Source organism: Vibrio sp. 1249-1 (genome assembly GCF_033340495.1).
The window spans coordinates 1-693 of the sequence record NZ_JAWOWJ010000567.1; the positions used below are offsets into that span (position 1 = coordinate 1).

1 pseudogene is annotated in these 693 nt (G+C 46.8%); it reads left to right on the forward strand.

Annotation, left to right across the window (positions count from 1 at the left end):
* Positions 1-693 (forward strand): annotated as a pseudogene (locus tag R7Z50_RS27645) (phosphoglucomutase/phosphomannomutase family protein); the annotation flags it as partial.

Consider the following 693-nt stretch of genomic DNA (forward strand, 5'->3'; position numbering starts at 1 on the left):
GAGATGGGCTGTGCTTACTCGGCGTGCATCACCGCATCGCATAACCCTGCAGATTACAATGGCATCAAAGTCTTCATTGAAGGTGGTCGTGATGCAGATGAAATCATTACCGAGAAAATTGAAACTCAAATTTCCACACTTACCGCACAAGATGTGAAAAGTGTCGATTTTGATCAAGCGGTTGAAGACAAGTTGATTGAAATCATCAACCCGATGAACGAGTTTGTTGATTCAATCATCGACTTTATCGACATTGAAGCAATCAAAAAAGCCAACCTTCGTGTGCTGATTGACCCGATGTTTGGTGTCGCGAAAAACGCACTACAAACCGTCCTAATCAACGGCCGCTGTGAAGTAGACGTGATCAACGACGGAAAAAACCCAGACTTCGGCGGTTTAATGCCTTCTCCAAGTGCTGCGACCCTGTACCGCTTGATGCACCTTGTCGAGCAAGAAGGCTACGACATCGGTATTGGGACTGACGGCGATGCAGACCGTCTTGGTATCATCGATGAGAAAGGCAACTTCATTCACCCCAACGAAGTGTTGATGCTGCTTTACTACTACCTGCTTGAATATAAAGGCTGGAAAGGATCGGTGGTACGCAATATCGCCACGACGCATATTCTCGACAAGATCGCCGCCGATCATGGCGAAGTGTGCTTTGAAGTTCCTGTTGGCTTTAAACACATC